This window comes from Streptomyces sp. NPDC012835 (assembly GCF_042900885.1).
Classification (GTDB): domain Bacteria; phylum Actinomycetota; class Actinomycetes; order Streptomycetales; family Streptomycetaceae; genus Streptomyces.
In genome coordinates this window covers 287197-310109 of sequence record NZ_JBIBBW010000006.1, presented here as the reverse complement: position 1 = coordinate 310109, position 22913 = coordinate 287197, and the positions used below count along the sequence as shown (strand labels likewise).

Below are 22913 nucleotides of genomic sequence, written 5' to 3'. Positions count from 1 at the left end.
TCAGTTCCTTCCTGACGTCGATACGGTCGCGGTCGTGACGGACTTCACGGTCGTCACGGCCGTCTGCGCCGCCGTGGTCCTGACGGTGAACGCGGGCTCGGGCTCCTCGCCCGTCCGCGGCGCCGTCGTCACGGCTGTGACGCCGGCCGGTACGCGCACGGCGCGGGCGTCCGCACGCTCCGCGCGCTCGCGCCGCAGCGTCCAGCCCCAGACCCCGACCGGGGCGAGCGCGATCACTAGCGCCAGTACGGCCCAGGTGCGCATCGCCACATGGGTGTGGCCGAGGAAGACGGACGCGACGAGCGAGACGGCCAGGACCGCGGCCCAGAAGAGATGGAGCCGGAACGTCATCAGCCGGTCGGGGCTGGCCTGGCCGCCCTTGGGGGTGACGACGAAGCGGCCGTCGGTGCGCAGCAGCGCCGCGCCGAGCGACTTGAGGTAGACGGGCGCCGAGAGCGCGGACATGGCCATCCCGGCGAGTCCGCCCGAGCCGGTCGGCTCGTGGGGCGAGACGTTGTGGCGCCTGTTCCAGAGGTAGAGCCCGATCTGGAGGGCGGCGGCGTCGCTGTAGAGCATCAGCAGGACCGCGGAGGAGACCTGGGTGCCGGAGGCGCCGAGCCACAGGAAGAGGACGCAACTGAGGATGCCGAGCAGCCAGTTGACGGCCGTCATCGGGTAGTACACGAGCATCAGCGTGTAGCTGAGCAGCCGCCCCGGCGGCACCCGGAAGGGCGCCTTCCAGAACTGCTTGATGAGCGTCTCGTAGGTGCCCCTGGACCAGCGCAGCTGCTGGGTGAAGAAGTCGGTCCAGGAGGCGGGCCCCTCCCCCACGGCCAGCACGTCGGGGGTGTAGACGGAGCGCCAGAACCGGCCGGTGAGCGGGTTTCTCGTGCGGTGCAGTTCGAAACCGGTGGCCATGTCCTCGGTGATCGAGTCGTACAGCCCGCCTATCTGCTTCAGCGCCTTGATCCGTACGACGTTGTTGGTGCCGACGAACATCGGGGCGTGGTAGCGGTTGCCGGCCCGCTGGATCAGCGCGTGGAAGAGGAACTGCTGCGACTCGGCGGCCTTGGTGACGGGTGAGGTGTAGTTGCCGTACACCTGGGGTCCGACGACGAAGGCGACGTCCGGGTCGCGGAAGTAACCCGCCATCCGCTCCAGGAAGTTGGGGAGCGGCACATGGTCGGTGTCGACGGAGGCGAAGAAGTCGTAGTCGTCTCCGTGCATGGCGAGCCAGGCGTTGTAGTTGCCGTGCTTGGTGCGCGCCTTGTGGACGCCCTTCGCCCGGTTCCACTCGGGGACGCCCTTACGGGTGAAGTGGCGTACCCCCAGCTCCGCGCAGAGCGCGCGGGCGGCGGCGTCGTCGCCCTCGTCGAGCAGCCAGATGTCGAGCGGGCCGTTGTGGCGCAGCCGTACGGCTCCTTCGAGCGTGGCCCGCACCATGGCGAGCGGCTCCTTGCCGGGGACGTACGTGGTGAGGAAGGCGAGGCGGGTGCCGACCTCGGCGGGGACCGGTATCGGGTCCCTGGCGACCATGGTGGCGTGTGCCACCGAGGCGACGTTGACCAGCATGAACAGGGCGATGAGCCCGATCGAGCCGAGCATCACGTGGTCGAAGGCGATGAGCCAGCGGTCGCCGCCCTCACGGTCGGTGCGGTGGCTGGGCCAGACCAGATAGACCAGCAGGCATCCGGAGAGGACCGGTGCCAGGGCCATCAGCAGGACGGCCCGTATTCGGCGGGGCTCCCGCGCGAGCAGACTGCGGTACTCCACCCGGTAGGGCGCCGCCGGGTCCGGCTCCATGAGCGGGCCGGCCAGTCGGCTGTGGAGTTCGTAGTCGTAGTCGGGTTCGTCGTCGGGATCGAGGTCGTGGTCGTAGCCCTCGGGCCGCACGGTGCCTCCAGCTGAGTCGCGAGGTCGATATCCCCACAGAAGGGGACATTGACCGGCGTGTCGACTGGAGGCGTCCGTGCGAGGGGTTTTACGCTCGCGGGTTACTGCGTACGGGTTCCCCGCGCGCCGCCGCGGCGGGCGCGGCTACGGCAACGGGGCGTCAGGCGGGGCTCGAAGGCGGGCCCTGGGGTGCGAGGTGGCGCTCCACGGTCTCGACCTTCGAGGTGAGGCCGTCCGTGACACCGGGCCTGATGTCGGCCTTGAGGACCAGCGAGACCCGCCCGGCCCGGGCCTCCACGGCGGCGACGGCGCGCTTGACGACGTCCATCACCTCGTCCCACTCGCCCTCGACGGAGGTGAACATGGCGTCCGTACGGTTCGGCAGACCGGACTCACGGACGACCCTGACGGCGTCGGCGACATACTCGCCGACGTCCTCCCCCACGCCGAGGGGAGAGACGGAGAAGGCGACGATCATGCGTTCACCGTACCTTCGCGGCGGGCGCGGGAGGCGATGACGGCGTCGTCGGCGGCGCGCTTGAGCCTGCGGTCGGCGTAGAAGCCGCCCAGCGGCAGGACGGAGAGGACGAGGTAGAGGGCGGCCGTCCCGATGGACCACTTGGCGCGGTTCCAGGCGTCGGCCCAGAAGACCACGTAGAGGATGAAGAGGATGCCGTGGATGGCGCCCATCACGGGGACCGCGTTGAACTCCGTCGTGCGCTTCAGGACCGAGCAGACGAGGAGCAGCAGGAAGGAGACGGCCTCCGGGGCGGAGACCAGGCGGAGGCGGTGGAGGGCGGAAGCGGTCTTGATGTCCACGAGGCAGGCACCTTCGTCTTCGGGGGTTACGTGATCTCGCGCGCCGCGATCTTGTGAACGCGTGCACAAGCGCTCGGATCATTGTGACAGTTCCGCGCGCGGCGACCGCTGCCAGGGTCGGCGCGCGGCTGTCGGGGTCGGCGCGCGGCTGTCGGGGTCGGCGCGCGGCCGGGACCGGGGTCCGGTCAGGGGCGGCTCAGGGAGGGATCGGGGGCGGGGGACCTGTTTTCCACGGGTGGCGCCGGATACCTTCGAGCTGTGGCTCAGTTCCGACTGCAAGGCAGCAAGGTGCTCGCCGTCGAGATGACCGGCGACGCCGTCAAAGCGAAGAACGGCTCGATGGTCGCCTACGACGGCCGGATGACCTTCAAGAAGTTGACGGGTGGCGGTGAGGGGCTGCGCGGGATGGTGACGCGCCGGCTCACCGGTGAACAGATGACCGTGATGGAGGTGAAGGGAGAGGGCACCTGCTATTTCGCCGACCGCGCGAGCGAGATCAACCTCGTCTCGCTGCACGGCGACAAGCTCTACGTCGAGTCGAGCAATCTGCTCTGCACGGACGCGGGACTGCGTACGGGCACGACCTTCACCGGCCTGCGCGGCGGGGCGTCGGGAAACGGCCTGTTCACCACCACCGTGGAGGGCACCGGGCAGGCGGCGATCATGTCGGACGGCGAGGCGGTGGTCCTGCGGGTGTCGCCGCAGTACCCGCTGCACGTGGACCCGGGGGCGTACATCGCGCACCAGGGCAGACTTCAGCAGAAGCTCCAGTCCGGGGTGAACTTCCGGACGCTCATCGGCGAGGGCTCCGGGGAGTCCTTCCAGATCCGCTTCGAGGGCGAGGGGCTCGTGTACGTGCAGCCGAGCGAGCGGAACACGGTCGGGGGCGATCTCTGATGCCGTTCCGCGAGATCAACTCAAGGATGGTCGAGGCCACGGTGGTCCCCGGCCAGAAGCTGTTCAGCCAGCGCGGCGCGATGCTCGCGTACCGGGGGGAGGTCAGCTTCACGCCGAACATCCAGGGCGGCCAGGGCGGCCTCATGTCGATGATCGGCCGGCGCGTGGCCAATGAGGCGACCCCGCTCATGACGGTGGAGGGCAGCGGCACGGTGATGTTCGGCCACGGCGGTCATCACATCCAGGTCATCAACCTCGCCGGGGACACGCTGTACGTCGAGGCGGACCGGCTGCTCGCCTTCGACGGGTCGCTCCGGCAGTCCACGATGTTCCTGGGCTCACAGGGCGGGGTGATGGGCATGGTGCGGGGACAGGTCTCCGGCCAGGGCCTGTTCACCACCACCCTCACGGGCCACGGCGCGGTCGCGGTGATGGCACACGGCGGGGTGATCGAGCTGCCGATCACCCCGGGCGCCGAGATCCGGGTGGACCCGCAGGCGTACGTGGCGCACCACGGGGACGTGCGGAACAAGCTCTCCGCCGCGCTCGGCTGGCGCGAGATGGTGGGGCGCGGTTCGGGCGAGGCGTTCCAGCTGGAGCTGAGCGGCAGCGGTGCGGTGTACGTCCAGGCGTCGGAGGAGAAACTGTGAGCGCAGGAGCCACGCGCGCCGGTCGGGGCGCCCCCGGACCCGGGGCCGCCCTCGATCCGACGACGCTGCCGAGCGACGACAACGTCAACGCGTACACCTTCTGCGTGGACCTGAAGGGGAGCCGGTGGTTCCTCCAGCGGGGGAAGATGATCGCCTATTACGGGCAGATCGGCTTCGACGGGATCGGTCACGGGCGCTTCGAGGGGCTGGTGCGCAGCAGCTTCCACTCGCCGCTGCACGCCGCCGACTGGGTGGTGGCGGAGGGCAGCGGGAAGATGCTGCTGGCCGACCGGGCGTTCGACGTCAACTCCTTCGACCTGGAGGACGGGAATCTGACGATCCGGTCCGGGAATCTGCTGGCGTACCAGCCGTCGCTGGCGCTCAAGCAGTCGATCGTGCCGGGCTTTCTGACCCTGCTCGGCACGGGGAAGTTCGTCGCCGCGTCGAACGGTCCCGTGGTGTTCATGGAGCCGCCGCTGCGGGTGGACCCGCAGGCGCTGGTGGGCTGGGCGGACTGCCCGTCCCCCTGCCACCACTACGATCACGGCTACATGTCCGGTGTACTCGGCGGGATCCGGTCGCTGACGGGCATCGGGGGCGCCTCCGGCGAGGAGCACCAGTTCGAGTTCGTCGGGGCGGGGACGGTACTCCTCCAGTCGACGGAGGAGCTGATGGCGGAGCGGGCGACGGGCGCGGTCACCCCCGAGGCGGGAGTGCCGGGCCCCGGCGCCCCGGCGGCGGGCTCGGGACAGCTCGGCGACCTCCAGCGTCGCTTCGGGCTGTGAGCGGTAGTCTGCGGAGTGTGACGTCGAACGCGTGGTCCCTCTTCGCGCGCGTGGCTGGCGTCACACTCCCCACGGACCAGCGTTTCGTCCAAAATTCAACTTCTTAGGTAGAATAGATACATGGAGACCGAGACGGCCACCCGCTGGCTGAGCGACGCGGAGCAGTGCGCATGGCGCACGCATCTGGATGTCAGCAAACTGCTGACACATCAGTTGGAGAAGGATCTCCAGCCGTTCGGCCTGACCATGAACGACTACGAGATCCTGGTGAATCTCTCCGAGTCGGAGGAGCGGCGGATGCGGATGAGCGACCTCGCCGCCACCACCCTCCAGTCCAAGAGCCGCCTCTCGCACCAGGTCACCCGGATGGAGGCCGCAGGTCTGGTCCGCAGGGAGCACTGCGAGTCGGACCGGCGCGGCCTCTTCGCGGTGCTGACGGACAGCGGCATGGAGACCATGCGGAAGGTCGCGCCGCACCACGTCGAGTCCGTGCGTCGGCATTTCATCGATCTGCTCTCGCCCGAGGCGCTCGCGGAGCTGCGGGCGTCACTGACACCGGTCGCCGAGCATCTGCACGGACAGCGCGGCAAGATCTGACCCGGTCACGGTCCGGGCTCGGGCCGGCGGTCCGTGACCACCGGGCCGGACCGGGCCGGGCCGCCGTCGGCCGGGGGCAGACGCAGTTCGAACAGGGCGCCGCCGCACTCGGCGCGGCCGACCGTGAGCGTACCGCCGTGCCGCTCGGCCACATCGCGGGCGATGGCCAGACCGAGTCCCGCGCCGCCGTCGTCGCGGCTGCGGGCGTCGTCGAGCCGTACGAACCGTTCGAAGATCCGCTCGCGCTCCGCCTCCGGCACCCCGGGCCCGTCGTCGGCGACCGCGAGCACGACCGCCTGGCCCTCCCGCCGTACGGACGCGGTGACCGAACCGGCGGCGTGGCGCTGCGCGTTGTCCAGCAGATTGCCCAGCACCCGGGCCAACTGCCCGCGCGACCCGGCCACTTCCGCACCCGCCCGTACGTCGAGCGCGACCGGGACACGGTCCGTGGCCCGCTGTGACACCTCCTCGTGCGCCAGCGCGCCCAGATCGAACCGGGCGGGCCTGGCGGGCCGCTCCCCCGCGTCCAGCCGGGCCAGCAGCAGCAGATCGGCCGCGAGCCGCTGGAGCCGTACGGTGTCCGCGACCGCGCCGGGCACGTCCAGCAGCGCCGGATGCGCCTCGCCCACCTCCAGCTGGGTACGGAGCGAGGCGATGGGGCTGCGCAGCTCGTGCGAGGCGTCCGCGACAAAGCGGCGCTGCCGCTCCACGGACGCCTCCAGCGCGCCGAGCGTCTCGTTGGTCGTACGGGCCAGCCGCGCCACCTCGTCGTGCGTGGCGGGCTCCGGCACCCGCCTGGACAGGTCCTGGGAGGCGGTGATGGCCGCCATCTCGCGCCGGATGCCCTCCACCGGCCCGAGCGCCCGCCGGGTCATCAGCCAGGTCACTCCCCCGACGACCAGCAGCAGGACGGGCAGGCCCGCCAGCATGGAGAGCGCGGTGGTGCGGACGGCGCTCTGCCGGTCGGCGAGCGAGGCGCCCGCGTGGACGAGGACCGTGCGTCCCGCGCGGTCGGTCGCCTCGACGGTCGCGAACCGGTAGTCGGCGGTGTCGCCGTCCACGGTGGCGCTGCCCGAGCTGTACGAGGTGGTGTCACCGATCTCGCCGACGGCGGGGTCGTCGTCGCTCCCGCCCCGGCCGTCGTCGTCATCACGGTCGTCGTCGGAGTCGTCCCCGTCGGCGTCGCCGTTGGAGTCGTCGGCGGCCCTCTCCCGTACCGCGCGGACCGCTGTACCGCCGATCCGTTCCAGCCCCTCGCCGGCCGCCAGCAGCCGGCCGTTCTCGTCGGTCACCCGCACCGGGTGGTCCTCCCCCTCGGGCAGTTCGAGGTCCGCGTACCCGGCCCGGCCCTGGATCCGGGCGGCGATGTCCAGCGCCACCTGGCGGGCCGCCCTGTCGGCCTGCCGGTCCGCCTGGTCCGTCAGGTTCGAGCGCAGCGGGAGGAGCACGGCGAGACCGGCGGCCACCAGCGCGACCGCCACCACGGCCGTCGCGCCCAGGGACGCCCTGGCCCGTACGGAGCCGAACCGGCGGCGCCTCACGACGCGACCAGCCGGTAGCCGGCGCCGCGCACCGTCTGGATCGCCGCCGCGCCGAGCTTGCGCCGCAGCGCGCTGATGTAGACCTCGATGATGTTCGGGTCGCCGTCGTAGGCGAAGTCCCAGACGTGCTCCAGGATCCGCTGCTTGCCGACCACCTCGCCCGCCCGCACCGCCAGCTGCTCCAGCACGGCGAACTCCTTCGCGGTCAGGGCCACTTCGGTCTCGTCCCGGAAGACGCGGCGGGCCGCCGTGTCGACGCTCAGCGCGCCGATCCGCAGCACGGGCGAGGCCCCGGCCGCACCGCGTCTGCGCAGCAGCGCCTTGACCCGGGCGACGAGCACGACGTACGAGAACGGCTTCGTCAGATAGTCGTCGGCGCCCGTGTCGAGCCCCTCCGCCTCGTCGTACTCGCCGTCCTTCGCGGTCAGCATCAGGATCGGTACGTCGTGCCCGGCGGCGCGCAGGGCCGCGCAGACCCGGTAGCCGTTCATGCCGGGCAGCATGATGTCGAGCACGACCAGGTCGTGGACGCCCTCGCTCGCGCGGTGCAGCCCTTCGAGGCCGTCGTGGACGACATCGACGGCGAAACCCTCGGCCCGCAGCCCCGCGGCGAGGGAGACCGCGAGCCGCCTTTCGTCCTCCACGATCAGCAAGCGCATGGCCCCAGCCTGCCAAACCGGACCTGAAGATCCCTTCAGCCGGCTTCAGGCTGCCTTCAGCTTCCGTGGGACACATTGAGAACCGGATCGACACGGATCACCACCCCACCGACTCGGGAGGACCTCTCATGAAGCTGAAGCTCGCCATCACCGCGATCACCGCGGCGGCGCTGATCGGCGGCGGCACCTACACGGCACTGGCCGGCACGCCCGGCGCGGACAGCGCGGACACCGCACGGTCGCAGCAGTCGTCATCGGGCCGGGGAACCACGACGACGGCCGCGGCCGGAGACCGTACGGAACTCACCGCGAGCGAGGCGGTGGCCGCGGCGCTCAAGGAGTTCCCCGGCGCCGTGTCCTCCGTCGAGCGGGACGACGACCGCGCGGGCCGCTGGGAGATCGACCTGTTCGGCTCGGACCGGGTCCCGCGCGAGCTGACGGTGGAGGCGGCGGGCGGCGCGGTACGGGTGGACCGCGCGGGCCGGGACGACGACGGGGACGACGCCGAGGACCGGGCCGCGCTGCGCGCCGCCACCGTGGACGTCCGGCAGGCGGCGGCCGCCGCCCTCGCCTCCGTACCCGGCAGCGTGACCTCCGCCGAGATCGACGACGCCCCGGGCACCCGCTGGGAGGTCGAGGTGCGCGGCGAGGACGGCCGTGAGCACGAGCTGAACGTCGACGCCAGGACCGCCGAGGTCACGCCGGACCGCGACGACGACCACCACGACCGCCACGACGACGACCACGACCGCGACGACGACTGAGCGCGGGGACGCCCGGGTGTCCGGGACGCCACGACGGCGGTCCGGCCGGCCCGCCGGGAAGCGCCCGGCGGTCCGGCCGGCCGAAGGCCCGTCAGCTCCCGCCCGTGATCCCCGCGACCAGTTCGTCGGCCGCCGCGTACGGGTCGAGCGCGCCCGCCACGATCCGCTCCGCCAGCGCGTCCAGCCTGCGGTCGCCGTGGAGGTCGCCGATGCGCTCGCGCAGCGCGGTGACGGCGAGGGTCTCCACCTCGTGGGCGGCGCGCCGGGTGCGGCGGGCGGCCAGGACGCCGTGCTCCTCCATCCAGGCCCGGTGCTTCTCCAGGGCCTGGACGACCTCGTCGATGCCCTCGCCGCGCGAGGCCACGGTCTTGACGATGGGCGGGCGCCAGTCGCCGGGGGCGCGCGACTCACCGAGGGCCAGCATGTGGTTCAGCTCGCGGACCGCGGCGTCGGCGCCGTCGCGGTCCGCCTTGTTGACCACGTAGACGTCCCCGATCTCCAGGATGCCCGCCTTGGCCGCCTGGATGGAGTCGCCCATGCCCGGGGCCAGCAGGACCACCGAGGTGTCGGCCTGGGAGGCGATCTCGACCTCCGACTGGCCGACCCCGACGGTCTCCACCACGATCACGTCGCACCCCGCAGCGTCCAGCACCCGGATCGCCTGCGGCGCCGACCTGGCCAGACCGCCCAGATGCCCCCGGGTGGCCATGGAGCGGATGTAGACACCGGGGTCGGAGGCGTGCTCCGACATCCGGACCCGGTCGCCGAGGAGCGCCCCGCCGGAGAACGGCGAGGAGGGGTCAACGGCCAGCACCGCGACCCGCTTGCCCGCGCGCCGGTACGCGGAGATCAGCGCCGAGGTCGAGGTCGACTTGCCCGCGCCCGGCGGCCCGGTCAGCCCGACGACGTACGCGTTGCCCGCGAAGGGCGCGAGCGCGGCCATCACCTCGCGCAGCCGCGGGGACGCCCCCTCCACCAGTGAGATCAGCCGGGCCACGGCGCGCGGCCGGCCCGCACGTGCCTGAGCCACCAGCTCGGGGACGTCCTGCATCACAGCTCCCGTCGGTTCGTTGCGTACCGTATGCGCTGCCCGGTACGGGTTATCCGGCCACCCGTACGATCAGCGCGTCGCCCTGCCCGCCGCCGCCGCACAGCGCGGCGGCGCCGGTCCCGCCGCCGCGCCGCTTCAGCTCCAGCGCCAGATGCAGCACGATCCGGGCGCCGGACATGCCGATCGGATGGCCGAGAGCGATCGCCCCGCCGTTCACGTTCACCCTTTCCGGGGACACCCCGAGGTCCTTCATCGACTGCACGGCGACCGCGGCGAACGCCTCGTTGATCTCGATGAGGTCGAGGTCCTCGACGCCGATGCCCTCCTTCTCCAGCGCGTGCCGGATCGCGTTCGACGGCTGGGACTGGAGCGAGTTGTCCGGGCCCGCGACATTGCCGTGCGCGCCGATCTCGGCGATCCAGTCGAGCCCCAGCTCGACCGCCCTGGCCTTGCTCATCACCACGACCGCCGCCGCGCCGTCGGAGATCTGCGAGGCCGTGCCGGCCGTGATCGTGCCGTCCTCGGCGAACGCGGGCCGCAGCCGGCCCAGGGACTCCGCGGTCGTCTCGGGACGGATCCCCTCGTCCTCGTCGAAGATCACCGGGTCGCCCTTGCGCTGCGGGATCTCGACGGGGGTGATCTCCGCCTCGAAGACGCCGTTCTTCCGCGCGGCGGCGGCCCGCTGGTGGGAGAGCGCGCCGAACTCGTCCTGCGGGAGCCGCTCGATGCCCAGGCGCGCGTTGTGGTGCTCGGTGGAGGCGCCCATCGCGATGTTCTCGAAGGAGTCGGTCAGCCCGTCGTGCGCCATCGAGTCGAGCATCTCGACCGCGCCGTACTTGTAGCCCGCGCGGGACCTGGGCAGCAGATGCGGCGCGTTGGTCATGGATTCCTGGCCGCCGGCCACGATCACGTCGAACTCGCCCGCGCGGATCAGCTGGTCGGCCAGCGCGATCGCGTCGAGCCCGGAGAGGCAGACCTTGTTGACGGTGAGCGCGGGGACGTTCATCGGGATGCCGGCCTTGACGGCGGCCTGGCGGGCCGGGATCTGCCCGGCGCCCGCCTGGAGCACCTGCCCCATGATCACGTACTGCACCTGGTCGCCGCCGATCCCGGCCCGCTCCAGCGCCGCCTTGATGGCGAAACCGCCCAGGTCGGCGCCGCTGAAGGGGGTGAGTGAGCCGAGGAGCCGCCCCATCGGGGTACGGGCGCCCGCGACGATCACAGAGGTGGTGGTGTTCGATCCGGTCATGAGACGCGATCCCCTTTGCGTGGAGCGTGCGGGTGAGGGTGATGCGGCACTGCCGCCGTGTGAACGGTGGTTCACTTCAAATGTACTGACCGGTACCGCTCCGGGTCACCCGGCGGTGCGTGTGACGGCGCGCACGTTGCGTAATCGCCCCCGTGCCGCTGCACTGTCCCCATGCTGACGCGAATCGACCACATCGGAATCGCCTGTTTCGACCTCGATGCGACCGTCGAGTTCTACCGGGCCACGTACGGCTTCGAGGTGTTCCACACCGAGGTCAACGAGGAGCAGGGCGTACGCGAGGCCATGCTCAAGATCAACGAGACGTCCGACGGCGGGGCTTCCTATCTCCAGCTCCTCGAATCCGTAAGGGAGGATTCGGCCGTGGGGAAGTGGCTGGCGAAGAACGGCGAGGGGGTCCATCACATCGCGTTCGGCACCGCCGACGTGGACGGGGACGCCCGGGCGGTGCGTGACAAGGGCGTACGGGTCCTCTACGAGGAGCCGCGCACCGGTTCCATGGGCTCGCGCATCACCTTCCTCCATCCCAAGGACTGCCACGGCGTGCTCACGGAACTCGTCACCTCCCGTCCGGAGCACTGACCTTAAGGATTCCCGGCCCGGTAGAGTGGGGCGCTCCGGGCCGGGGCCGGGCCGGGGCCGCGCCCCTGTCGATGATCTGTCACCATTCCCCGGGGGACCGTTCGCCGAGAGCGGTGCTCAATTGGGCAGTTGCGACCAGGGGACGGATGGGACCGCGCAGTGCGGGGCTACGAACGCCAGGAGAGCCACCGAGCTGACGACGACCACCTTTCGCGGTTCGAAGCCGAGATGGACCGGCTGAAGACAGCGCGGGAGAAGGCCGTCCAGCACGCCGAGGACCTCGGTTACCAGGTCGAGGTCTTGCGCGCCAAGCTGCACGAGGCGCGCCGCAGTCTGGCGACCCGTCCGTCCTACGACAGCGGCGACCTCGGCTATCAGGCCGAACAGCACCTGCGCAACGCCCAGATGCAGGCGGAGCAGATGCGCGCGGACGCCGAGCGCGAGCTGCGCGAGGCACGCGCCCAGACGCAGCGCATCCTCCAGGAGCACGCCGAGCACCAGGCGCGGCTCCAGGCCGAGCTGCACAACGAGGCCGTCCAGCGGCGCCAGCGGCTCGACCAGGAGCTGGCCGAGCGCCGGCAGACCGTCGAGTCGCACGTCAACGAGAACGTGGCGTGGGCCGAGCAGCTGAGGGCCCGTACGGAGGCACAGGCGCGGCGGCTGCTCGACGAGTCCCGCGCCGAGGCCGAGCAGGCGCTGTCCGCCGCCCGCTCCGAGGCCGCCCGGGTCGCCGAGGAGGCGCGCCGGCGGCTGGGCTCCGAGGCGGAGGCGTCCCGCGCCGAGGCCGAGTCGATCCTGCTGCGGGCCCGCAAGGACGCCGAGCGGCTGCTGAACGCCGCCTCGGCGCAGGCGCAGGAGGCCGCGGGCCACGCCGAGCAGCTGCGCTCGTCCACGGCCGCCGAGGCGGAGCAGGCCCGCCAGCAGGCCGCCGAGCTGAGCCGGGCCGCCGAGCAGCGGATGCAGCAGGCGACGGAGCGGCTGCGCGAGGCGCGGGCCGAGGCCGAGAAGGTCGTCGGGGAGGCGAAGGAGGCCGCAGCCAAGCGGCTGTCCGGCGTCGAGTCGCAGAACGAGCAGCGCACCCGTACGGCCAAGTCCGAGATCGCCCGGATGGTCGGCGAGGCGACGAAGGAGGCGGAGGCCACCAAGTCCGAGGCCGAGCAGGCCCTCGCCGACGCCCGCGCCGAGGGCGAGAAGCTGGTCGCCGAGGCCGCCGAGAAGGCCCGTACGGTCGCGGCCGAGGACGCCGCCGCGCAGCTCGCGAAGGCGGCCCGGACCGCCGAGGAGGTGCTCACCAAGGCGTCCGAGGACGCGCGGGACACCACCAGGTCCGCGAGCGAGGAGGCCGAGCGGATCCGCCGCGAGGCCGAGGCGGAGGCGGACCGGCTGCGCGGCGAGGCCGCCGAGCAGGCCGACCAGCTCAAGGGCGCGGCCAAGGACGACACGAAGGAGTACCGCGCCAAGACCGTCGAGCTCCAGGAGGAGGCCCGCCGGCTGCGCGGTGAGGCCGAGCAGCTGCGCTCCGAGGCGGTCGCCGAGGGCGAGCGGATCCGCGGCGAGGCGCGTCGCGAGGCCGTCCAGAAGATCGAGGAGGCGGCGAAGACCGCCGAGGAGCTGCTCGCCAAGGCCAAGGCGGACGCGGACGAACTGCGTTCCGGTGCCACGGCCGAGAGCGAGCGGGTACGCACCGAGGCCATCGAGCGCGCCACCACGCTGCGCCGCCAGGCCGAGGAGACCCTGGAGCGCACCCGCGCCGAGGCCGAGCGGCTGCGCGCGGAGAGCGAGGAGCAGGCGGAGGCCACCACGGCCGCCGCCGAGAAGGCCGCCGCCGAGCTGCGCGAGGAGACCGAGCGCGGCGTCGCGTCACGCAAGGACGAGGCCGCGGACGAGCTGACCCGGCTGCACACCGAGGCGGAGCAGCGGCTGGCCTCCGCCGAGGAGGCGCTGGGCGAGGCCCGCGCCGAGGGCGAGCGGATCCGCCGTGAGGCCGCCGAGGAGACGGACCGGCTGCGCACCGAGGCGGCCGAGCGGGTGCGCACGCTCCAGGCGCAGGCCGAGGAGGAGGCGGAGCGGCTGCGTACCGAGGCCGCCTCCGACGCCGCGCAGACGCGCGCGGAGGCGGAGAGCGCTGCGGTGCGGCTGCGGTCGGAGGCCGCGGCCGAGGCGGAGCGGCTCAAGAGCGAGGCGCAGGAGAGCGCCGACCGCACCAGGTCGGAGGCGTCCGCGGCCGCCGAGCGGGTCGAGACCGAGGCCGCCGAGGCGCTGGCCGCCGCGCAGGAGGAGGCGGCGCGCCGCCGCCGCGAGGCCGAGGAGACGCTGGCCGCCGCCCGCGCTGAGGCGGACCAGGAGCGCGAGCGGGCCCGCGAGCAGAGCGAGGAGTTGCTGGCGTCGGCCCGTAAACGGGTGGAGGACGCGCAGACCGAGGCGCAGCGGCTGGTCTCCGAGGCGGACTACCGGGCCACCGAGCTGGTGGCGGCCGGGGAGCAGACCGCCCAGCAGGTGCGGGACGCGGTCGCCGGTCTCCAGGAGCAGGCCGAGCAGGAGATCGCCGAGCGGCAGACCGCCGCCGAGCAGGCCGCTGACCGGGTGCGGACCGAGGCGCAGGAGGAGTCCGACCGGGTACGGGCCGACGCGTTCGCGGAGCGGGAGCGCGCCGCCGAGGACGCGGGCCGGCTGCTCGTCAAGGCCCAGGAGGAGACGGACGCCGCGCAGGCGCTGGCCGAACGCACCGTCAACGAGGCGATCGCGGAGGCGGAGCGCTCGCGCTCCGAGACCGCGGAGTACGTGCGGCGGGTACGGACCGAGGCGTCGGACTCGCTCGCCTCGGCCGAGCAGGACGCCTCCCGCGCCCGTGCGGAGGCCCGCGAGGACGCCAACCGCATCAGGGGCGAGGCGGCGGCGCAGGCCGACCGGCTCGTCGCGGAGGCCACCGGCGAGGCCGAGCGGCTGCGCGCCGAGGCCGCCGAGACGGTGGGCTCCGCCCAACAGGCCGCCGAGCGGCTGCGGTCGGAGGCCGCGCGGCTCACCTCGGAGGCGGAGGCGGCGGCCGAGCGGGTCAGGAACGAGGCGCAGGAGGAGACGGACTGGCTGCTCGACGAGGCGCGCAAGGACGCGGCCAAGCGCCGTTCCGACGCGGCCGAGCAGGCCGACCAGCTCATCAACAAGGCCCAGGAGGAGGCGCTCAACGTCGCCACCGAGGCCGAGACGCAGGCCGACCGGATGGTGGCGGCGGCCCGCAAGGAGGCCGGCCGTATCTCGGCGGACGCGACGGTCGAGGGCAACTCCCTGGTGGAGAAGGCCCGTACGGACGCGGACGAGCTGCTGGTGGGCGCGCGCCGGGACGCCACGGCCATACGGGAGCGGGCCGAGGAGCTGCGGGTCAGGACCGAGAGCGAGGTCGAGCAGCTCCACGAGCGGGCCCGCCGGGAGACGGCCGAGCAGCTGAGAACCGCGGGCGAGCGCGTCGACAATCTGATGAAGGCGGCGACCGAGCAGCGGACCGAGGCCGAGGAGAAGGCCAAGGAGCTGCTCGCGGAAGCCAATTCGGAGGCGAGCAAGGTCCGGATCGCCGCCGTCCGCAAGGCCGAGGGGTTGCTCAAGGAGGCCGAGCAGAAGAAGGCCGATCTCACCCGGCAGGGCGAGAAGTTGCGCGCCGACGCCGACCAGGAGGCGACACGGATGGTCGAGGAGGGCAAACGCGAACTCGACATCCTGGTACGCAGAAGGGAGGACATCCAGGCCGAGATCTCCCGGGTCCAGGACGTGCTGGAGGCGCTGGAATCGTTCGAATCGCCCGCCGCTCCCGCGAAGGACGGCCCCGTCAAGGCGGGTGCCGCGGCGGGGACAACCCGTTCGAGTGGCAAGTCCTCTGACGGCTAGCCACTCAAAAGGCTGGACATTCTCCAGATCGAACCCGTATCCGCTCGATGACACGCCGCTTAGGCCCCTAGGATTCCCCCTATCACCTCACCGGTCTCATTCGACAGGAACCCCATGAGCGACACTTCCTCCCCATTCGGCTTCGAGCTCGTGCGGCGTGGTTACGACCGCGGTCAGGTGGACGACCGCATTACCAAACTCGTCGCCGACCGTGACAGCGCACTGTCCCGTATCACCGCACTCGAGAAGCGCATCGAGGAACTCCACCTCGAAACGCAGAACGCCCAGGCCCAGGTGACCGACGCGGAGCCGTCGTACGCCGGCCTCGGTGCCCGTGTCGAGAAGATCCTCCGTCTCGCCGAGGAGGAGGCGAAGGACCTGCGCGAGGAGGCCCGCCGCGCGTCCGAGCAGCACCGCGAGCTGGCCGAGTCCGCGGCCCAGCAGGTGCGCAACGACGCCGAGGCGTACGCCACCGAGCGCAAGGCGAAGGCCGAGGACGAGGGCGTCCGCATCGTCGACAAGGCGAAGGGCGACGCCGCCACGCTCCGTTCGGACGCGCAGAAGGACGCGCAGTCCAAGCGTGAGGAGGCGGACGCGCTCTTCGAGGAGACCCGCGCCAAGGCCGCCCAGGCCGCGGCGGACTTCGAGACGAACCTCGCCAAGCGGCGTGAGCAGTCGGAGCGCGACCTGGCGTCGCGTCAGGCGAAGGCCGAGAAGCGGCTGGCGGAGATCGAGCACCGCGCCGAGCAGCTGCGCCTGGAGGCCGAGAAGCTGCGCACCGACGCGGAGCGCCGGGCCCGGCAGACCGTCGAGACGGCCCAGCGCCAGTCCGAGGACATCGTGGCCGACGCGAACGCCAAGGCCGACCGGATCCGCAGCGAATCGGAGCGCGAGCTGGCGGCGCTCACCAACCGCCGCGACTCGATCAACGCGCAGCTGACCAACGTCCGCGAGATGCTGGCCACGCTGACCGGAGCCGCGGTGGCCGCCGCCGGCACCCCCGCCGACGACGAACCGATCTCGCGCGGTGTCCCGGCTCAGCAGTCCCGCTGAACCGACGGCCCCGTTCGTTACGGACGCGCAGGTCCCGGCCGCGGGATGGTCGTACGATCCGCGATCAGATCGTACGATTACGTAACGATCGCGCAAGCCCCTCGTCACTCCGGTGGCGGGGGGCTTTGCGCGCCTTTAGGTTGGGCCGCATGATCGAGGTAACGGGGCTCACCAAACGTTTCGGCCGCAAGGTAGCCGTGAGTGATCTCTCCTTCACGGTGAGACCCGGTGTCGTGACAGGGTTCCTGGGACCCAACGGCGCCGGCAAGTCGACGACGATGCGGATGATGCTCGATCTGGACAACCCGACCAGCGGAACGGTCAGGATCGACGGGAAGCACTACCGCGAACTCTCCGAGCCCCTCAAGCACATCGGCGCGCTGCTGGAGGCCAAGGCCATGCACGGCGGGCGCAGCGCCTACAACAATCTCCTCTGTCTGGCCCAGAGCAACCGCATTCCGACGAACCGGATCTCCGAGGTCCTCGACATGGTCGGGCTGACATCGGTGGCGAAGGGTAAATCGAAAGGCTTCTCCATGGGGATGGGGCAGCGGCTCGGTATCGCCTCCGCGCTGCTCGGTGACCCCGAGATCCTGATGTTCGACGAGCCGGTGAACGGTCTGGACCCCGAGGGAATCCACTGGATCCGCAATCTGATGAAGGGGCTCGCGGCCGAGGGCCGCACGGTCTTCGTCTCCAGCCATCTGATGAGTGAAATGGCCCTGACGGCAGATCATTTGATCGTGATCGGGCAGGGCAGGCTGCTGGCGAACACATCGATGGCCGACTTCATCCACGAGAATTCGCGCAGTTACACGCGGCTGCGCTCCCCGGACCGCGAGCGGCTGAAGGACGCCCTGAGCGAGGCCGGTCTCACCGCGGTCGAGGGGGCGGGCGGGGTGCTGGAGATCGACGGGGCCGAGCCCGAGCGGCTCGGTGAACTGGCCGCCCGCCACGGCATCGTGCTGCACGAGCTGAGCTCCCAGCGCGCCTCGCTGGAAGAAGCGTTCATGCAGATGACGGCGGAGTCGGTCGAGTACCACGCCCACGCGGGCCCGGACGGCGGCGGCGCCCCGCCCGCGACCGGGTGGGGCTCGCCGGGATGGGGGACGCCCGGCCGGGGCGGGAACGACCAGGGCAAGGGAGCCTGAACGATGGCATCGGTACCGGCGGTCCTCCAGTCGGAGTGGACCAAGATCCGTACGGTCTCCTCCACGACCTGGACCCTGATCAGCGCCCTGGTGGTGACCGTGGCCATGGGCGCGGCGCTCTCCGCGCTGCTCAACTCACAGTTCGGCGATCTGAGCACGGCCCAGCAGATGACCTTCGACCCGACGTACACCAGCTTCTCCGGGATGGTCCTCGGGCAGCTGGCGATGGTGGTCTTCGGGGTGCTGGTGGTCGGCTCCGAGTACAGCTCCGGCATGATCCGCACCTCGCTGGCCGCGGTACCGCAGCGCGCCACGTTCCTCTTCTGCAAGATCCTGGTGGCCGGGGTGCTGGCGCTGGTGGTCGGGCTCGCGACCGGGTTCCTGTCGTTCTTCCTCGGCCAGGCGCTGCTGGGCGACCACAGTACGGGCATCGGCGAGCCGAACGTGCTGCGCGCGGTGATCGGCAGCGGGCTCTACATGGCGCTGATCGCCGTGTTCTCGATGGGCGTCGCGGCGATGCTGCGCAGCTCGATGCTGTCGCTCGGCATCCTCATGCCGTTCTTCTTCCTGGTCTCCGGAATCCTCTCGGCGGTGCCGGGCGCCAAAGATGTCGCCCGCTACTTCCCCGACCAGGCCGGATCACGGATCCTCCAGGTGGTGCCGGACGCGATGAACGCGACCGACCGGCCGTACGGGCCGTGGGGCGGCCTGGGGATCATGGCGCTCTGGGTGGTGGCGGCGCTGATCGGCGGGTACGTGGTGATGCGCAAGCGGGACGCCTAGCGGGGCGCCCGGCGCGGCCGCGTGCCGTCGGCGGGCCGGAAGGTCCGTACCGGCGGCTCGGCGACGCTCCGTCGTAACGGCTTGGCCGGAACCGTCAACGCCCGGATATCCTCCTAACTCTTACGGGGGCCTTCGGCCGGTCATGGCCAGGGCCCCGACGACCTGACCTGTCGATGGGGCTGGAGAATGATCGAGGCGATCGGCCTGACCAAGCGCTACGGCGCCAGGACGGCCGTGCACAACCTTTCCTTCCAGGTGCGGCCCGGGCATGTCACGGGATTCCTCGGCCCCAACGGTTCCGGCAAGTCGACGACGATGCGCATGATCCTCGGGCTGGACCGGCCCACCTCGGGGCACGTGAACGTCGGCGGACACCCGTTCCGCGGGCTGCCGAACGCACCGCGCCAGGTCGGCGCGCTGCTCGACGCCAAGGCGCTGCACGGCGGGCGCAGCGCGCGCAACCATCTGCTGTCGCTGGCGCAGCTCTCCGGCATCCCGGCCACCAGGGTGGACGAGGTGCTCGGTGTCGTCGGCCTCCAGGATGTCGCGAGGAAGCGAACCAAGGGCTTCTCGCTCGGCATGGGGCAGCGGCTGGGCATCGCGGCGGCGCTGCTCGGCGACCCGCAGGTGCTTCTGTTCGACGAGCCGGTCAACGGTCTCGACCCGGAGGGGATCCTCTGGGTGCGCCGTCTGATGAAGCAGCTCGCGAGCGAGGGCAGGACGGTCTTCGTCTCCTCGCACCTGATGAGCGAGATGGCGCTGACCGCCGACCATCTGATCGTGATCGGCCGGGGCCGGCTTCTCTCCGACATGAGCGTCAAGGACTTCATCTCCGCGAACTCGGCGGACTTCGCCCGGGCCCGCACCCCGGACACCGACCCGGGGCTGCGCGAGAAGCTGACGGTGGTGCTGGCCGAGGCCGGCGGGCAGGTGCTGACCGAGCCGGGCGGCGCGCTGCGGGTCACGGGGCTGGCACTGCCGCGCATCAGCGATCTGGCGCACGAGGCCGGAGTACGGCTCTGGGAGCTGTCGCCGCACCAGGCGTCGCTGGAGGAGGCGTACATGCGGATGACGCAGAGCGCGGTGGACTACCGTTCGACGGCCGATGAATTGGCCGGATTCGAGCCCCCGCACCAGGGTTATGGGGCCGGTCAGCACGGGTACCCGGTGCCGGTCGTGCCCGAGGTGCCGCAGCAGGGCTGGTACGTCCCGCCGCCGCCCGGACAGAACCCGCACGCCGCGCCCGTAACACCGGCCCCGCCCGCCGCGGCCCCCGCCCCGGCGCCGGCCGCCGGACCCACCACGAGCGACACCGACGAGGACGCCCGATGACGACCCCGTACCAGCAGGCCCCGCAGCCGGGCCCCCCGGCACCGCAGGGCGCCCCGCCGCAGCACGGTCACGGGCCGGACCTCATCGGATACACCTCGCCGATCCCGGCCCGGCGCGCTCATCTCGGCGACGCCGTGGCCTCGGAGTGGACCAAGATCCGCTCCGTACGGTCCACGATGTGGACCCTCGGCACGATGGTCGCGCTGATGGTCGGCGTGGGGCTGCTGACAGCGGCGGCGATCGGCGCGACCAGCGGGAACGTCGGCAGCGCGAACGTACTCGTGCTCGGTTTCTTCGGGGTGCTGCTCGGCACGATGTGCGTGATCACGCTGGGGGTGCTGGTCATCGCCTCCGAGTACGGCACCGGCATGATCCGCACGACCCTGACCGCGTGCCCCGGCCGGGGCCGGGTGCTGGGAGCGAAATCGCTGGTCTTCTTCGTGCTGGTCTTCGTGGTCTCGACCGTGACCACGCTGGTCGTGGGCGCGCTCCAGGTCGCGCTCCTGGACGGGCGCTCGCCCAGCGGCTACGAGTGGTTCCGCTCGACCGTCGGCATCAGCCTCTACCTGGCCCTGCTGGGCCTGCTCTCGCTGGCGGTCGGCACGATGATCCGGCACTCGGCCGGCGCGATCACCATCATGATCGGGGTGGTGCTGCTGCCGCTGGTCATGGCCATGTTCATGTTCTCGGAATCGCTCGACGGCGTGCGCGAGGCCCTGTTCACCTACAGCATCCCGGCCCAGCTGGCCGTGTTCTACGGCAGCGATGTCTCCTTCGACCCCGCCAGCTCCGTCGGCGGCTCGCAGAGCTGGCAGCCACTGTGGATCATGCTCGGGCTGACGGTGGTCGCGATGGCGGGCGCGTACCTCTCGCTCGACCGCCGCGACGCGTGAGCGGACGCCGGGCCGGACCGGCCTCCGACCCCGCGGGCGCCGCGCCGGCGGGTGCGCCGGCCGGGTGGACCGGCCCGCGGGCCCGGCGGGCGGCGGGCCGCTCAGTACCTCGGCGCGTTACGGGACCGCTGCACCCGCGAGGTGCGGCGGTCCTTCGCCTTCCAGCACGCCTGGTGCCAGTGGCGCCGTTCGTCCACGCCGCTGTACTCGGGCCAGGCCACCACATGGGCCACCGACGAGGGGATCTCCTGGTCGCAGCCCGGGCAGCGGTACCGCTTGCCGGCGGCACTTGCCCCGGCCACATGGCGGACTGACCAGTTCTCGCCCTGCCATGTTTCGGATCTCTGGAAGCCGCCGTACCTCTCCCCCGCCTCACCGGCGGCGCGCTCGGTCGGACTCTCGCCGCCTCGGGGGCGGTTGCGGCGCGGGGACACAGGACACCTCACGGGACGGACGGCACGATCCGTCCAGCCTACGGCTCCTCGCGGCGGGTACACGTCCCGCGCGACGCGAACCCACGGATACGCAGAAGGCACTTACCGGACAATCGCAAGACTTTTACGTCCGGCCGTGCCTTTGGCACGTGTCAGACGTTGTTGCCAGTAGGGGGAGTCGCGTCGGCCGCAAGGAGGCAGAAGGCGATGCGTGTTGGAGTTTTTGTACTGGCCGCCCAGTTCCCGGGCCAGGGACAGGGGGAAGCACTGCACCGGGCGGTGCGCACCACCGAGCTGGCGGAGGAGTCCGGGCTCGACTCGGTCTGGCTGGCCGAACACCATTTCGTGCCGTACGGCGTCTGCCCGTCGGCCGTGACCCTGGCGGGGCTGCTCCTCGGCCGCACCCGACACATCCGGGTGGGTACGGCGGTCAGCGTGTTGCCGAACGTACATCCGGTGGCGCTCGGCGAGCAGGCGGCGCTGCTGCATCTGCTGTCCGGTGGACGGTTCACCCTCGGGGTGGGCAGGGGCGGCCCCTGGGTGGACCTGGAGGTGTTCGGGACCGGGCTGAGCGCCTATGAGCGGGACTTCCCCGAGTCCCTCGGTCTCCTGCTGCGCTGGCTGCGCGAGCCGCGCGTATCGGCCGACGGGGAGCGCTTCCGCTTCCGCGAGGTGCCGGTCGTCCCCCGGCCCGACGAGCTGATCGCCCCGGACCCGGCGCGGGACACCGATCGCGCGGACGGCCCGGCCGGCCCCGAGACGATCATGGCCTGTACCTCACCGAGGAGCGTGAAGCTGGCCGCGGAACACGGCCTGCCGATGCTGCTGGGGATGCACTGCGGCGACGAGGAGAAGGCGGAGATGGTCGAGCTCTGGCGCACCCACGCACGCGCGGCGGGCCGCCCGTCGGCGGAGATCGCGGGCGCGGCGCATGTGTCGGCCGGGGTGGCGCAGATCGCGGACCACCGGACCGAGGCGACGGAGACCCTGGTCAAGGCGATGCCCGGCTGGCTGCGCCAGGGGCTCGGGGCGCATGTGACCGTCGACGGCAGGCAGCGCACGATGCGCGACCCCGTCGCGTACACGGAGCTGCTGTGCGGTCTGCACCCGGTGGGCGGGCCCCGGCTGGCGGCGGACCGGCTGGCGGCGACGGCGGAGCGCACGGGCATCACCCGGTTCGCGCTGCTCGTGGAGGGCTCCGGCGACCTGGCGGCGACGGAGGAGAACGTACGGCGCCTGGGCACCGACGTACTGCCGCTCCTCGTCTGACCCGAACCAGGCCCGGGAAGGCGGGGAGCCCGGCGCCGGGGCGGTGGGCATGACCTGGCGCGCGGTGGTACGGATGTGTGCGGCGGCAGCGACCGGGGCGACGGCCCCGGCGGACCGCGTTCCGGCCGGCTGCCGCTCCGGCCCCGTATCGGCGTTCACGGCGCGGAGCGGCAGCAAGAGGCTTCAGCAGTCCCGGAGTTCGGGTGACTGGTTGAGCAACTGGCCCCTCACCGAGGTGAAGCGGGCCAGCCGCTCGTCGACCGAGGGGTCCAGCGGAAACACCGCGACACGGTGGCAGTTCTGGAATGCGAGACGCACTCCGAAATGTCGCTGAAGCGCGCCACGAATGGCGTCACTGGCAAGCGCGCGCAGCAGCTGCCCGCGTGCCTGCTCGTCCGGCGGAGGCGTCTGGTTGTCGGCGAACTGTCCACCGTCCACCTTCAGCTGAGCCACCAGAGAACTGATCATCTCCCATGCGTAGGGCAGGGAGGTCCGGACGCAGTCGACGAAAGCCGCTTCGTCAACCTCGCCTCGCTCGGCCTGATCCAACAGCGCCGGTGAGACGTCGAGCGACATGGGTTCTCCTCTCGCGACCCCGGAAGGAAGCCGGGGCCTTA

At 71.8% G+C, this 22913-nt stretch carries 22 protein-coding genes; 13 read left to right on the top strand and 9 right to left on the bottom strand.

The genetic code is table 11. The features are described from left to right. The 3 genes from ACFY6S_RS24905 to ACFY6S_RS24895 all read right to left on the bottom strand — a co-directional run bounded on the left by ACFY6S_RS24905 (window position 1) and on the right by ACFY6S_RS24895 (window position 2712). Complete coding sequence (locus ACFY6S_RS24905) at window positions 1–1803, bottom strand: glycosyltransferase family 2 protein (protein ID WP_388817836.1); 1803 nt, start codon at window positions 1801–1803, stop codon at window positions 1–3. Window positions 1804–2053: 250 nt separating this feature from the next. Then, entirely contained in the window at window positions 2054–2371 is a 318-nt protein-coding gene (locus ACFY6S_RS24900; RefSeq protein ID WP_388814904.1) for an MTH1187 family thiamine-binding protein, read from the bottom strand. Then, entirely contained in the window at window positions 2368–2712 is a 345-nt protein-coding gene (locus tag ACFY6S_RS24895; RefSeq protein ID WP_388814906.1) for a DUF3817 domain-containing protein, read from the bottom strand. Before ACFY6S_RS24895 ends, ACFY6S_RS24900 begins: the two co-directional genes overlap by 4 nt. A 303-nt stretch (window positions 2713–3015) precedes the next feature. Here ACFY6S_RS24895 and ACFY6S_RS24890 point away from each other — a divergent pair, with 303 nt between their 5' ends. The 4 genes from ACFY6S_RS24890 to ACFY6S_RS24875 all read left to right on the top strand — a co-directional run bounded on the left by ACFY6S_RS24890 (window position 3016) and on the right by ACFY6S_RS24875 (window position 5641). Further along, the gene (locus ACFY6S_RS24890) at window positions 3016–3609 is read left to right on the top strand and encodes an AIM24 family protein (protein WP_388817839.1); all 594 of its coding nucleotides are present in this window, start codon (window positions 3016–3018) and stop codon (window positions 3607–3609) included. Further along, complete coding sequence (locus tag ACFY6S_RS24885) at window positions 3609–4259, top strand: AIM24 family protein (protein ID WP_388814908.1); 651 nt, start codon at window positions 3609–3611, stop codon at window positions 4257–4259. The genes ACFY6S_RS24890 and ACFY6S_RS24885 overlap by 1 nt, the downstream gene beginning before the upstream one ends. Next, window positions 4256–5044 (top strand): AIM24 family protein, encoded by a 789-nt coding sequence (locus ACFY6S_RS24880; protein WP_388814910.1) that lies wholly within the window; start codon window positions 4256–4258, stop codon window positions 5042–5044. Before ACFY6S_RS24885 ends, ACFY6S_RS24880 begins: the two co-directional genes overlap by 4 nt. 120 nt (window positions 5045–5164) lie before the next feature. Next, window positions 5165–5641, top strand: a complete 477-nt coding sequence (locus ACFY6S_RS24875; protein ID WP_388814912.1) for a MarR family winged helix-turn-helix transcriptional regulator — start codon at window positions 5165–5167, stop codon at window positions 5639–5641. A gap of 5 nt (window positions 5642–5646) precedes the next feature. Here ACFY6S_RS24875 and ACFY6S_RS24870 read toward each other — a convergent pair whose 3' ends face one another. Together ACFY6S_RS24870 and ACFY6S_RS24865 are read right to left on the bottom strand one after the other, a co-directional pair. Beyond that, window positions 5647–7182, bottom strand: a complete 1536-nt coding sequence (locus tag ACFY6S_RS24870; RefSeq protein WP_388814914.1) for an ATP-binding protein — start codon at window positions 7180–7182, stop codon at window positions 5647–5649. Then, window positions 7179–7841: a response regulator transcription factor gene (locus ACFY6S_RS24865; protein ID WP_388814916.1), complete on the bottom strand. Its 663-nt coding sequence runs from the start codon at window positions 7839–7841 to the stop codon at window positions 7179–7181. Before ACFY6S_RS24865 ends, ACFY6S_RS24870 begins: the two co-directional genes overlap by 4 nt. Window positions 7842–7969: 128 nt before the next feature. On the opposite strand from ACFY6S_RS24865, the gene ACFY6S_RS24860 reads away from it, so the two are divergent. Continuing rightward, a complete protein-coding gene (locus ACFY6S_RS24860; protein ID WP_388814918.1) occupies window positions 7970–8605 on the top strand; it encodes a PepSY domain-containing protein in 636 nt (211 codons plus the stop codon). A gap of 91 nt (window positions 8606–8696) precedes the next feature. On the opposite strand, the gene meaB is transcribed toward ACFY6S_RS24860, so the two are convergent. Further along, window positions 8697–9656 (bottom strand): methylmalonyl Co-A mutase-associated GTPase MeaB, encoded by a 960-nt coding sequence (gene meaB / locus ACFY6S_RS24855; RefSeq protein ID WP_388814920.1) that lies wholly within the window; start codon window positions 9654–9656, stop codon window positions 8697–8699. Between the two features lie 49 nt (window positions 9657–9705). Further along, entirely contained in the window at window positions 9706–10905 is a 1200-nt protein-coding gene (locus tag ACFY6S_RS24850) for an acetyl-CoA C-acetyltransferase (RefSeq protein WP_388814922.1), read from the bottom strand. A 171-nt stretch (window positions 10906–11076) separates the two neighbouring features. On the opposite strand from ACFY6S_RS24850, the gene mce reads away from it, so the two are divergent. The 7 genes from mce to ACFY6S_RS24815 all read left to right on the top strand — a co-directional run bounded on the left by mce (window position 11077) and on the right by ACFY6S_RS24815 (window position 20593). Next, window positions 11077–11505, top strand: a complete 429-nt coding sequence (gene mce, locus ACFY6S_RS24845; RefSeq protein ID WP_388814924.1) for a methylmalonyl-CoA epimerase — start codon at window positions 11077–11079, stop codon at window positions 11503–11505. A 159-nt stretch (window positions 11506–11664) separates the two neighbouring features. Further along, complete coding sequence (gene scy / locus ACFY6S_RS24840) at window positions 11665–15381, top strand: polarized growth protein Scy (protein WP_388814926.1); 3717 nt, start codon at window positions 11665–11667, stop codon at window positions 15379–15381. Window positions 15382–15495: 114 nt separating this feature from the next. After that, window positions 15496–16434: a cellulose-binding protein gene (locus tag ACFY6S_RS24835; protein ID WP_388814928.1), complete on the top strand. Its 939-nt coding sequence runs from the start codon at window positions 15496–15498 to the stop codon at window positions 16432–16434. A gap of 149 nt (window positions 16435–16583) precedes the next feature. Next, complete coding sequence (locus ACFY6S_RS24830) at window positions 16584–17585, top strand: ABC transporter ATP-binding protein (protein WP_388814930.1); 1002 nt, start codon at window positions 16584–16586, stop codon at window positions 17583–17585. Between the two features lie 3 nt (window positions 17586–17588). After that, a complete protein-coding gene (locus tag ACFY6S_RS24825; protein WP_388814932.1) occupies window positions 17589–18368 on the top strand; it encodes an ABC transporter permease subunit in 780 nt (259 codons plus the stop codon). A gap of 186 nt (window positions 18369–18554) precedes the next feature. Next, the gene (locus ACFY6S_RS24820) at window positions 18555–19700 is read left to right on the top strand and encodes an ABC transporter ATP-binding protein (RefSeq protein ID WP_388814934.1); all 1146 of its coding nucleotides are present in this window, start codon (window positions 18555–18557) and stop codon (window positions 19698–19700) included. Continuing rightward, window positions 19697–20593: an ABC transporter permease gene (locus tag ACFY6S_RS24815; protein ID WP_388814935.1), complete on the top strand. Its 897-nt coding sequence runs from the start codon at window positions 19697–19699 to the stop codon at window positions 20591–20593. Before ACFY6S_RS24820 ends, ACFY6S_RS24815 begins: the two co-directional genes overlap by 4 nt. 101 nt (window positions 20594–20694) lie before the next feature. On the opposite strand, the gene ACFY6S_RS24810 is transcribed toward ACFY6S_RS24815, so the two are convergent. Then, complete coding sequence (locus ACFY6S_RS24810; RefSeq protein ID WP_388814937.1) at window positions 20695–21027, bottom strand: ATP/GTP-binding protein; 333 nt, start codon at window positions 21025–21027, stop codon at window positions 20695–20697. A gap of 207 nt (window positions 21028–21234) precedes the next feature. Here ACFY6S_RS24810 and ACFY6S_RS24805 point away from each other — a divergent pair, with 207 nt between their 5' ends. Further along, the gene (locus ACFY6S_RS24805; RefSeq protein ID WP_388814939.1) at window positions 21235–22296 is read left to right on the top strand and encodes an LLM class flavin-dependent oxidoreductase; all 1062 of its coding nucleotides are present in this window, start codon (window positions 21235–21237) and stop codon (window positions 22294–22296) included. Window positions 22297–22479: 183 nt separating this feature from the next. Here ACFY6S_RS24805 and ACFY6S_RS24800 read toward each other — a convergent pair whose 3' ends face one another. Then, window positions 22480–22872: an SCO5389 family protein gene (locus tag ACFY6S_RS24800; protein ID WP_329829506.1), complete on the bottom strand. Its 393-nt coding sequence runs from the start codon at window positions 22870–22872 to the stop codon at window positions 22480–22482. Window positions 22873–22913 lie beyond the last annotated feature (41 nt).

Coding starts and splice junctions, on each gene's coding strand:
- ACFY6S_RS24905 (WP_388817836.1), bottom strand. CDS start 1,803: ATGGAGCCGGACCCGGCGGCGCCCTACCGGGTGGAGTACCGCAGTCTG.
- ACFY6S_RS24900 (WP_388814904.1), bottom strand. CDS start 2,371: ATGATCGTCGCCTTCTCCGTCTCTCCCCTCGGCGTGGGGGAGGACGTC.
- ACFY6S_RS24890 (WP_388817839.1), top strand. CDS start 3,016: ATGACCGGCGACGCCGTCAAAGCGAAGAACGGCTCGATGGTCGCCTAC.
- ACFY6S_RS24885 (WP_388814908.1), top strand. CDS start 3,609: ATGCCGTTCCGCGAGATCAACTCAAGGATGGTCGAGGCCACGGTGGTC.
- ACFY6S_RS24875 (WP_388814912.1), top strand. CDS start 5,165: ATGGAGACCGAGACGGCCACCCGCTGGCTGAGCGACGCGGAGCAGTGC.
- ACFY6S_RS24865 (WP_388814916.1), bottom strand. CDS start 7,841: ATGCGCTTGCTGATCGTGGAGGACGAAAGGCGGCTCGCGGTCTCCCTC.
- ACFY6S_RS24860 (WP_388814918.1), top strand. CDS start 7,970: ATGAAGCTGAAGCTCGCCATCACCGCGATCACCGCGGCGGCGCTGATC.
- meaB (WP_388814920.1), bottom strand. CDS start 9,656: ATGCAGGACGTCCCCGAGCTGGTGGCTCAGGCACGTGCGGGCCGGCCG.
- ACFY6S_RS24850 (WP_388814922.1), bottom strand. CDS start 10,905: ATGACCGGATCGAACACCACCACCTCTGTGATCGTCGCGGGCGCCCGT.
- mce (WP_388814924.1), top strand. CDS start 11,077: ATGCTGACGCGAATCGACCACATCGGAATCGCCTGTTTCGACCTCGAT.
- ACFY6S_RS24835 (WP_388814928.1), top strand. CDS start 15,496: ATGAGCGACACTTCCTCCCCATTCGGCTTCGAGCTCGTGCGGCGTGGT.
- ACFY6S_RS24830 (WP_388814930.1), top strand. CDS start 16,584: ATGATCGAGGTAACGGGGCTCACCAAACGTTTCGGCCGCAAGGTAGCC.
- ACFY6S_RS24825 (WP_388814932.1), top strand. CDS start 17,589: ATGGCATCGGTACCGGCGGTCCTCCAGTCGGAGTGGACCAAGATCCGT.
- ACFY6S_RS24820 (WP_388814934.1), top strand. CDS start 18,555: ATGATCGAGGCGATCGGCCTGACCAAGCGCTACGGCGCCAGGACGGCC.
- ACFY6S_RS24815 (WP_388814935.1), top strand. CDS start 19,697: ATGACGACCCCGTACCAGCAGGCCCCGCAGCCGGGCCCCCCGGCACCG.
- ACFY6S_RS24805 (WP_388814939.1), top strand. CDS start 21,235: ATGCGTGTTGGAGTTTTTGTACTGGCCGCCCAGTTCCCGGGCCAGGGA.
- ACFY6S_RS24800 (WP_329829506.1), bottom strand. CDS start 22,872: ATGTCGCTCGACGTCTCACCGGCGCTGTTGGATCAGGCCGAGCGAGGC.